General features: G+C 40.4%; 9 protein-coding genes. 5 read left to right on the forward strand and 4 right to left on the reverse strand.

The annotated features are described in order from the left end of the window. Positions 1–149 precede the first annotated feature (149 nt). The 5 genes from VXK47_RS09565 to VXK47_RS09585 all read left to right on the forward strand — a co-directional run bounded on the left by VXK47_RS09565 (position 150) and on the right by VXK47_RS09585 (position 7448). Positions 150–2654 carry a TIGR03960 family B12-binding radical SAM protein gene (locus VXK47_RS09565; protein WP_435548553.1) on the forward strand — a complete coding sequence of 835 codons (2505 nt, stop codon included), beginning with the start codon at positions 150–152 and terminating at the stop codon, positions 2652–2654. A gap of 113 nt (positions 2655–2767) precedes the next feature. Continuing rightward, positions 2768–4297, forward strand: a complete 1530-nt coding sequence (locus tag VXK47_RS09570) for an Rne/Rng family ribonuclease (protein WP_435548554.1) — start codon at positions 2768–2770, stop codon at positions 4295–4297. Between the two features lie 171 nt (positions 4298–4468). Continuing rightward, on the forward strand, positions 4469–5617 hold the full coding sequence (locus tag VXK47_RS09575) for an acyl-CoA dehydrogenase family protein (RefSeq protein ID WP_435548555.1): 1149 nt from the start codon (positions 4469–4471) through the stop codon (positions 5615–5617). 8 nt (positions 5618–5625) lie between these two features. Next, a complete protein-coding gene (locus VXK47_RS09580; RefSeq protein ID WP_435548556.1) occupies positions 5626–6450 on the forward strand; it encodes an electron transfer flavoprotein subunit beta/FixA family protein in 825 nt (274 codons plus the stop codon). Next, positions 6447–7448, forward strand: coding sequence for an electron transfer flavoprotein subunit alpha/FixB family protein (locus tag VXK47_RS09585; protein WP_435548557.1), 1002 nt, complete (start codon positions 6447–6449; stop codon positions 7446–7448). The genes VXK47_RS09580 and VXK47_RS09585 overlap by 4 nt, the downstream gene beginning before the upstream one ends. 193 nt (positions 7449–7641) lie before the next feature. On the opposite strand, the gene VXK47_RS09590 is transcribed toward VXK47_RS09585, so the two are convergent. From VXK47_RS09590 to VXK47_RS09605, 4 genes are all read right to left on the reverse strand, one after another. Next, positions 7642–8820 carry a DUF1329 domain-containing protein gene (locus tag VXK47_RS09590; protein ID WP_435548561.1) on the reverse strand — a complete coding sequence of 393 codons (1179 nt, stop codon included), beginning with the start codon at positions 8818–8820 and terminating at the stop codon, positions 7642–7644. Further along, entirely contained in the window at positions 8754–8951 is a 198-nt protein-coding gene (locus tag VXK47_RS09595) for a hypothetical protein (RefSeq protein ID WP_435548558.1), read from the reverse strand. The genes VXK47_RS09590 and VXK47_RS09595 overlap by 67 nt, the downstream gene beginning before the upstream one ends. A gap of 119 nt (positions 8952–9070) precedes the next feature. Further along, a complete protein-coding gene (locus VXK47_RS09600; protein WP_435548559.1) occupies positions 9071–9310 on the reverse strand; it encodes a hypothetical protein in 240 nt (79 codons plus the stop codon). A gap of 24 nt (positions 9311–9334) precedes the next feature. Continuing rightward, the gene (locus VXK47_RS09605) at positions 9335–10258 is read right to left on the reverse strand and encodes a DUF1302 family protein (protein WP_435548560.1); all 924 of its coding nucleotides are present in this window, start codon (positions 10256–10258) and stop codon (positions 9335–9337) included. Between the last annotated feature and the right edge of the window lie 99 nt (positions 10259–10357).

The raw sequence follows: 10357 nt of genomic DNA on the forward strand, positions 1-10357 counted from the left end.
AGTTGACGTAAGTGCTTGAAATACTTGGTATATAAATTGCAATGCATTTTACATGCCATCTTTTTATGTTTTGTGAAAAAATATCGCAAAATTTTAAAACCATGTTTGAACGGCTTCAAAAACAGTGAAACTTTAGTTAAACAAATAATATGGCCGTAAATAATATTGATAATATATTGTCTCTTGTTGAGCAGCCCAGCCGTTATCTGGGCTCGGAAGTAAATGCAATAAAAAAAGATTATAAAGGTTTGTTGTTTTCTGTTGCTCTCGCATTTCCTGATTTATATGAAGTAGGTACTTCTCATTTCGGACTTCAGATTCTATATCATATTTTAAACAGCCATCAAGGTATTGCTGCAGAAAGAGTTTTTACTCCCGCTGCCGATTTTGAAGCATATCTTCGCTCTTCGGATACGCCTCTTTTTTCACTTGAGACCCGCAGACCTCTTGCTGATTTCGATATGATAGGCTTTAGCCTCCTTTATGAGCTGAATTTTACAAATATACTTACAATGCTCGACCTTGCAGATATTCCCTTTTATTCAAACCAAAGGGATAGTTCTCATCCTTTTATAATTGCCGGAGGACCCTGCACATGCAATCCGGAAACTGTAGCTGAAATTTTTGATGCTATTGTAATAGGAGACGGTGAGAATGTGATTGTTGAGATGTCAAATGCCTGGATAAAATGGAAAGGAGATTCCGGCAAAGATAAAGAGGTGCTCCTAAAAGCCTGGTCTCAAATAGAAGGTGTTTATATACCTTCATTTTTTGAAGAAAAATATGATGAAAACAAAATTCAGATTTTAACTCCAGGATTTCCGGATTATTCTAAAATTACCCGGACAATAATAAGCGATCTGAATGAGGTGCCTTTTCCTGATAAACCGGTAACCCCATACGCAAGGCCGATACATGACCGGCTTCGGATTGAAATTGCAAGAGGATGCTCAAGAGGATGCAGATTCTGCCAGGCAGGAATGATATACAGGCCGGTCCGTGAACGGTCTTTGGAAAACATCATTAATATTTCCAATAAGTCAATAGCCTCAACCGGATATGAAGATGTTTCATTGCTGTCTCTGAGCACCGGAGATTACTGTTCATTATCTTCTCTTTTAGAACGCCTGATGGCAATGTATGAATCGCAGCATATCGCTGTTTCTTTTCCATCTCTTCGGGCGGGGGCCCTGACCCCTGAACTTGTTAACCTTGTAAAGAAAGTACGTAAAACAGGTTTTACAATAGCTCCGGAAGCCGGAAGCCAGCGTTTGAGAGATGTTATCAATAAAAATATTAACGAAGAAGATATTGTCCATTCGGTAAATACTGCATTGAGCATGGGATGGCAGTCTATAAAGCTTTATTTTATGATAGGGCTTCCGACCGAAACGGATGATGATATAAAAGAGCTTATAGAACTTGTTTACAGGCTCAGAAAAAGCAGGATCAGGAAAAGCAGCGCAATTAATGTAAGCGTTTCAACTTTTATCCCGAAGGCGCATACTCCTTTTCAGTGGTATCCCCAGATATCATTGGAAGAATCGGAAGAAAAGATCAGGCTGATCAAAAACAAACTGAATATTTCAGGAATCAATTTTAAATGGCAGAATCCCAAAGTAAGTTTTCTTGAGGGATTATGGGCGCGCGGTGACAGAAGGCTTAACAGCCTGCTTGTCACAGCTTATGAAAAAGGATGCAGATTTGATGGCTGGAGCGACAGATTCAGGTTTGACTTGTGGGAAGAAGCCATATCATCTGCCGGTATTGATCCTGCCTTTTATCTTTTCAGGAAAAGATCAACATCGGAACCTCTGCCATGGGATCATATTGATGCTAGAGTTACAAAGGAATTTTTAATAAGTGAATCTGACAAAGCCTTACTTGCAAAAACTTCTGATGATTGCAGAAACACCTGTAACAGTTGCGGTGTATGTGATTTTGCCGGTATTGAACCAAAATTTTGCAGAAATAATTATGAAGCATTAAAAGTAAATCCTGAAATATCAGCACCTGAAAATACAAACTTTAAGAAGCTCAGGATTACTTTTTGCAAAAAAGATACTGCAAAATATTTCGGGCACCTTGAGATGATAAACATATTTTTGCGGGCAATCAGGCGAAGCGGAATTGAAGTTGCCTATTCGCAAGGTTTTCATCCCATGCCGAAAATATCTTTTGAAGACACGCTTCCCATAGGAATTGAAAGCCTTTGCGAAACATTATATCTTTACGTTGCTGCCGACACGCAAGCTTTTTTAATTATACAAAAATTGAATGAACAGCTCCCGGAAGGATTATCTGTTCTAAATTGCGTGGAAAATCAGAATTTTAAAGATAATAAACTTAAGACTTCAATACATTCTTATGAAGTGATTTTGGATCCGGGAAGTTTTGATAAAAACAGTCTTGAATTATTCGAAAAGAAAACAGAAGCTTTTATTGAGCGCACAAACAAAAAAGGACTTATAAAAAAGATTGATCTGAAAAAAATCATAAGCAGTATTAATCTGATATCTTCTTCAAAACTGGAATTGGCCTTATCACCGGATTCCGGTATAATGATAAGACCGGCTGAAATTATAAAAAATATTTTTGTTATTTCTGAAAATAATTTAAAAACGGCACGTATAGTAAAAATATCCGTATCATGATATGATTTTTTAATTTTAAGCACCAAATTCCGGATTAAAGCGAATAGAGTCTAAACGCACATCGTTTCCTGTATTCGTGTATTATAACCGTAAACTACCTATAAGGGGTTATTATGTACAAGAAGATTGTTGTAAATGTCTGTGAACATGAAACAAGAGTAGCTCTTCTTGAAGATGGAAATATTGCTGAATTTTTTATTGAACGGGGAAACATTTCCGATATTGCCGGAAATATCTATAAAGGAAGGGTGCAAAGAGTTTTACCCGGAATGCAGGCTGCTTTTATCGATATAGGAATTAATCAGGCTGCTTTTATTTATGTTGATGATCTGAGCATAGGTGGTTTTGATGAATCAAAACCCTGTAACCCCGTTGAAGCCCAAACAGCTGATAATGTTAGTTCATATCCGGAAACAACACATTTTTCAAAAAAAAACCATGAATTAAAAATCGGAGATCTTATTACTGAAGGCCAGGAACTGCTGGCTCAGGTGGCAAAGCCTCCTATCGGAACAAAAGGCGCGCGGGTTACTTCCTATCCCACACTTCCCGGAAGATTTGTAGTACTTATGCCGAATTCGGATCATATCGGAGTATCAAGGCGTATAGAAAATGAAAAAGAAAGAAACCGTTTGAAAGAAATGGTTATTTCTTTAAGAAAAGAGAATTACGGATATATTGTAAGAACCGCTGCTGAAGGAATTCATGAAGAGTCACTTGAAAATGAAATGAATTTTCTTATTAATCTGTGGAAAAATATTCAACAAAAATATAAAACCGCAGCGGCTCCGTCATTACTTCACAAGGAACTTACAGTATGCCTGCGTGCTGCAAGGGACCTTCTGATGCACGAAGCTGATAAAATGATAATTGATTCACGCCCCGATTACGAGTCGGTTCTCTCATTTCTTGATACTTTTATGCCCAGTCTGAAAAGTGCGGTTGAACTTTATGAAGGCAATGAACCAATCTTTGATGCATATAACCTTGAAGGAGACGTTTCCCGCGCTTTAAGAAGAAAAATATGGTTAAAGTCCGGAGGTTATATAATAATAGAGCATACTGAAGCCCTTGTTGCAATTGATGTCAACACAGGCCGTTATGTTGGCAAACATAATCTTGAAGAAACCATACTGAAGACCAATCTTGAAGCGGTAAAAGAGATTGCATACCAGATTCGCTTAAGGGATATCGGAGGTATAATAATAATTGATTTTATAGATATGGAAAAAAAGCAGAATCAGGAGAAAGTCTTTAACGCTTTCAGGGAGGCTCTGGTTAAAGATAAAAGCAAAACCAATATTCTTCCTATTTCCGAAATGGGATTGATACAAATGACAAGAAAAAGAATCCGATCCCCTTTGATACAGGCACTCTGCGAACCTTGCTTTTACTGTGAGGGGGAAGGAAAACTTTTATCCAGACAAACTATTTGCTATAATATTTACAGAGAAATACAAAGGGAATCTCTTGATATGGCAGGCAGCAAAATTGCCTTGCATGTTCATCCTGAAATAGCCGAGCTTCTTCATGTTGAGGAAAACCATCTTATCATCTCTCTTGAAAAAATGATAGGAAGACAGATTGTAATATATCCGGAGTCCGAATACCATTTACAGGAATTCGAGATAATTGAAATATAAAACATCAAACTTGATTTTTTGCAGATTTTAAGTTATCCAAGCCTCTTCTTTATCAGTAATAATGATTGGGAATTAAGTTATTTCGTAATATTTTATAAAACAGCAATTATTTTTTGCAGAAGCTTAAGTTATCAATCCAGGTTTTAACCGGAAAAATTACCGGAGGGTATTTTGAATTTCAATCCCTGTACAAAGCATAAAACTGTGCGCAAAACTGTGCGCAATTTTGTTGAGACAGAACTGGGCCCAATTGCGCATGAAATCGACCAGAACGCACGTTTCCCATGGGAAATAATTGAAAAAATGCGGCCATTAAACTTTTTTGGTCTTCAGGTTCCAAGGGAATACGGCGGAGCCGATATGGACAGCATCAGTTATGCGATTGTTATAGAAGAAATATCGCGTGTTTGCGCAGCAATGGGGCTTTGCGTAACCGTTCATAACAGTGTGGGAACAAACCCTATAGCGCAATTTGGAACCAAGGAACAAAAAGAAAAATTTTTACCGCAGCTTGCAAGCGGTGAATGTATCGGTGCTTTCTGCCTTACCGAGGCAAACGCCGGTACTGATGCAGGAGGTGTTGAAACCACAGCAGTTGAAGATGGCGAAGATTATGTAATTAACGGAACAAAAATTTTTGTTACAAATGGTGGAATCTGCGGTTCGGCGCTTATTTTTGCAATCAGCGATTCGGAAAATCAACGCAGTTCAAACAGCGTACTGATTGTAGAAAAAAACACTCCCGGATTTTCCGTCGGAGAAATAGAAGACTTATGCGGTATGCGTGCCAATCCTGTTTCTTCATTGTTTTTTGAGGATTGCCGGGTACCCAAAAGCAATTTGCTCGGACGTAAAGGCGACGGCCTCAAGATAGGACTTTCCACTCTTGATTCCGGTCGCATAGGCATTGCTGCTCAGGCTCTGGGTATAGCCCAGGCTGCTTTTGAAGATGCGCTTAAATACTCAAAAGAACGGCAGCAGTTTAAAAAACCTTTGAGTACTTTCCAGACAATTCAAAACTATCTTGCTGACATGGCAACCGAAATTGATGCGGCCCGATTACTATTATACAGAGCCTGCGCCATTAAAGATGCCGGAAAAGCATTTGGTGCTGAAGCTGCAATGGCAAAGTTGTATTGCAGCACAACAGCTTCACGGGTAACCGGCCTTGCCGTTCAAATCCACGGCGGATACGGCTACAGTAAAGAGTATGATGTGGAACGCTATTTTCGGGACGCTAAAGTCACTGAGATTTATGAAGGAACCAGCGAAGTTCAGCGCATGGTAATTGCGCGGTCTTTGCTTTCAAAACCGACGTAGAGAAGAAAATGTTAAAATTGATTGTGTGTATAAAACAGGTGCCTATGGTATCGGAACTAAACTGGGATCCGCGAACAGGCACCCTGAAGAGGGATTTGGCTGAAGGTATGATGAATCCGGCATGTCATCATGCCCTTGAAGCGGCATTACGCCTGAAAGATTTGCACGGCGGGCATATAACAGCTATCACTATGGGCCCGCCAATGGCAGAAGAAGTGCTCAGAGAAGCTTTAGCCATTGGTGCTGATCGCTGCATATTGCTTACGGACAAACGCATGGCAGGGGCAGATACCTTCATGACATCGTATATCCTGGCCCGTGCCATTGAAAAAGAATGCCCGGATTTTGATATCGTACTTTGCGGCTGTCATACCAGTGACAGTGAAACCGCACAGGTTGGACCGCAGCTTACCGAAGAACTTAAAATTCCGGGCGCGGCCTATGTTGAATGGCTTGAACTGAATGATAATGTTCTTCGCATGAAACGTCTGTCCGACAATTTTCTTGAAACCCTGGAAATGGATCTGCCCGGTTTGGTGACAGTTACAACAAGCCAATACCAGCCACGCTATGTACCGCTTGCAGGGCTTCAGGATGCCTATGACAAATGCGATATAATCACATTGAATGCAGAGGATCTTAAGCTTGAAATTGCCGGTATAAAAGATTCTCCGACAAGAATATTAAAAGTCTATTCTCCTGACTCCGAAAAGAAGAACATTGAAATGAAAGGTCCTGCCAAGAAAATTGCGGAAGAACTTTTAGACAAATTTGGCCGTAAAATCGGTGGCACAATCCAAAAAGACTTAAAAGCATACGGACAGGAACAATGAAGCAAAAAGCAAATGATATTTGGGTGTTTGGTGACTACAGAAATTATTTCCAGACAAGAGTTACCCTTCAGCTTTTGTCCCGGGCAGGAGACCTGGCTGTTAAAACAGGTTCTTCCGTTTGTGCAGTTGTCTTTGGTCATAATCTTGATGAGTATGTAAATGAATATATCGCTCACGGAGCTCATAAAGTATATGTAATTGAGCATTCTTCTTTAAAAAAATACAGCATGGAAAATTATGTCTGGCTGATGGAGAAACTTGCCAAAGAATATAAACCGGATATCGTTTTGGTAGGTGCAACATCTTTCGGCAGAGAATTTGCGCCGCGGCTGGCAAAACTTCTCGGAACCGGGCTGACTGCTGATTGCGTTGGGCTGGATATTAACGAGCAGGGCATTCTGGTTCAAACCGCACCTGCATTCGGAGGCAATCTGCTGGCAGAAATTATTACTCCTGAAAGACGGCCGCAAATGGCCACAGTTCGTCCCGGAACATTTCAGGAAATTCCCCACGATTACGAGCGCAAAGGGCAAGTGATAAAGATCCCCTTGCCTAAAGATTTGTCTAAAGAGCGATTGAGGCTGGTTCATTATCAAAGAAAACCGCATCGCGGACAAAGAATTGAGGATGCCGATGTAGTTGTATGCGGCGGTCGCGGAATGGGTGGTAAAAACAGATTTAAAAAACTTTTTGAACTTGCCAGACTTTTAGGCGGAGAAGTGGGCGCCACACGCCCTGTCGTTTATGCTGATTGGGCTGACCCTGAACTTCTGGTAGGTCAGGCAGGAAAACATATTAATCCCAATGTTCTGTTTTCTTTCGGGGTAAGCGGGGCTATCCAGCATACCGCCGCCATTCGTGATGCCGAACTTATTATAGCCATTAATAAAAACCCCAATGCCACCATGATGAAAAAGGCCGATGTGGCAATTGTGGCTGATGCAAACCAGTTGTGTATGGCTCTTATCAAAGAGTTGAAAAAGAGGATGAGAAGTTAAAGATTCCCACTGTAATACAGCGGGAATCTTCGGATATAAGAATTTTACGAAAGTTTCTAGATTAACTTGAATTCCCGGTAAAACAGATACCGGGATTTTTTTTCGCCATAAAGGATTAAGCAGTCTCATGATATTTTCATGCCGGAGTTTAATATAACCCCGGCATGTTAATTAGCTTTTTTACAAAACTATCTTACTTGGACAACAATAAAAAGTTATTCGTACTAAAAAAGCCGGGAGAAATTTTGGAAGCAGGCATGTACAAGTGTGCTTCAGGATGAGAAAAACGGCCTGACCAGGTTGCGTGTCTGGATTTTTCATCAACATAGAGCTGTCCATCATAATCTCCTGTATTATTGTTACCGCCAGGCGATTCACTATAGTGCGTCAGCAGGCTTACCCACGTCCGGAATGCGCCTGACTTATCATATACCTCTTTATACCATATAACGTAAGTCTCCTGATCAACATAGTTTATGTGCAATCCCCAGTTATAATACGGATCTTTAGGCGTCTGCTCTACAACCCATACTTTTCTTGGAACATAGGTAATTACGCCCGGAGCAGGCGCCCATGCATCACCCTTCCAGCCCGGAACTTCATAAATTTTTATTAGTTTGCCTGTGTACGGATATACCGGTTGAGCCATTCCATCCGCCGATTCCTGCATTGGAATCATATTAGGACTGGTAAAACTGACAAGAATCGTTTTTTCTCCTACAACCTTCCATTTCATGGAACGGTTTTTACCGCTCCACATATAATTCATATCCAGCCATGCATCGGAACCCATATATGGATCGGATCTTGCCGTTGATGTAGTCTGCCGGATTCTTCTTATGGCAGGAACATACGCAAAATTGGAATTATCTCTTTCATCAATATAAACGTAGGACATGGTATTGGTGCCCTTTACGCTCATGGGCCACAAAGTATTTTGAAATTCATAGGTAAGAACTTTATCAGTGTTTTTTATTTCGGTGCCAAGCGGACGGCCCATCATGTAAAGACATGAATCCAATCCGCCTATAAACCGTTCCTCTCCGCTTTGGTTAATCCACGCAATATGAATAGCTGTTCTTGTCCCTGTTAAACGATATCTCTGATAATTGAAATTCCATATAATTTTATCTGCCGCTTTAGGATCATTACGGTCGATTTTGGGAAAAGGCATGCCATAAAAATTAGTGAATGTAATTTCCCCTGTGCTCTTTTCAATAAGATCGCCCTCTTTGCTCACATCATATTTACCGGCATTCTTTGCGCTTGCGGCAAGAAAACTGTCTGTATGTTTATATTTGAAATTTACCGTTCCCGGCGTAACAACCCAGGCGCCTCTTTCAACCGCCCTGTATAAAGGCGGAACGAGCAGATCTTTGAGTTAGTCTTGTCTATCACTTTGGGCAATTCTGCAGCCTGCAAAATACCTCCAAACCCTAAAAAAAGAACAAGCAGGGAAAGCAACGATAATCCTGAACATTTAATAATACGTATTAATTTCATTATAACTTTTTCCTCCTTTGGTTCTTCCAAAATCCAAAAAAGCTTTTGTTGTTTCATGTCTTGCCTGACAGCATTTTTAATAACAGATGATATGATCCTCTTATACTACCAAACTACTTTTACCATTCATATCCTACTCTTAAGGTTGCCTCACTGGCTGTTTTTATACCGGCAGAAAATCCGTTGCTGGCCTCAGAGTCTCCCATAAACGCCTGGAGTCTGAGATCGGTATAAAGCTGTGGGGTAATGTACCATTTTATTGAAGGCTTAAGCATACATGTGCCACCTTCTCCATGCTTGCCCGGATTATATGCCACAAGCAGTGTTGGATTCAGTTTGGATGCCCACCAATAGGTCATGATCTGAATCAGGAAAGAATCCTGTTATCTTGAATTTCTGCGATCCATTGCTACTCCATTTATGGTACCCGTAACACGGCCTATAGGATCTAACTTCTCATTATCAAGGACATTATCCCATTCATTGATCGTAGTATGTATCCATTCAAGTGATACTTTCGTCAGATCTTTGGAAAGCCATCTTAGGCGAAGATCTTTGTCAACCGCAAGCATGGTCTTTGTGACCGGTTTAAGAGCATAGGTTTTAAGAACATTTTCACCAGCATCATAAACAGGGGTTGCACGAGTAATAGGATAAGCTGTATAATGGGATATCTCGCCTCTGATAACAGCTTCCATACCAAGCGCTAACAATTGATAACTGAAATAACCGCCATAAACATGCTGTTTACCATAGGTTAATAGAGCCTTTGTCGGTGTAAATCCAACAAGATTTACCAATTGAATAGCAGGATCATTTACAACATCCCGGAAATAAACAAAAGAAAGGTTAAATCTTGTTCCGATCTCTGCCGATACTTTTGCACCATATTTATTGTTAGCTGTAGGAACATCCTGCCTTACCGGAAGCCCCTTAAGGTCTGCAAATGGCGTTACACTTACATAAGGCGCTTGAAAGCCAGCCGTTCTGTCACCAAGAACACCGTCTAAAGGGCCAAACTGAGTAGGCCTGATATCCGGAATCCACAACAGATCAAAATTCAGGCCAAAACTAGACAAACGCGGCATGCTATAGTTTATACGGCCCATCCAGAGAGGAGTTTTCACATCATCCGGATTCTGGAAAAACAAATTGAAAGAATTATCCGGCGGGTTGATAACATCAAGAAGGGTTTCTAAAAGACCTTCGCCCCAGAAAACAATCTGTCTTCCAGGTCTGAAGAAGCCCCTGCCAAAATCGCCTTTATAAGAGATTGTCATAAAATAACTATAACATTTATGTTGCATAATTTTCAAATTTGCTCCATGATTAGCTCATGGAAAAAGATAGAATATCAAAACGATTTAAAATCCTTGAGCCAATACTCAATGAACGGTTACGCAGGC

The organism is Desulfobacterium sp. N47 (assembly GCF_051233685.1).
Taxonomy (GTDB): Bacteria; Desulfobacterota; Desulfobacteria; order Desulfobacterales; family RPRI01; genus RPRI01.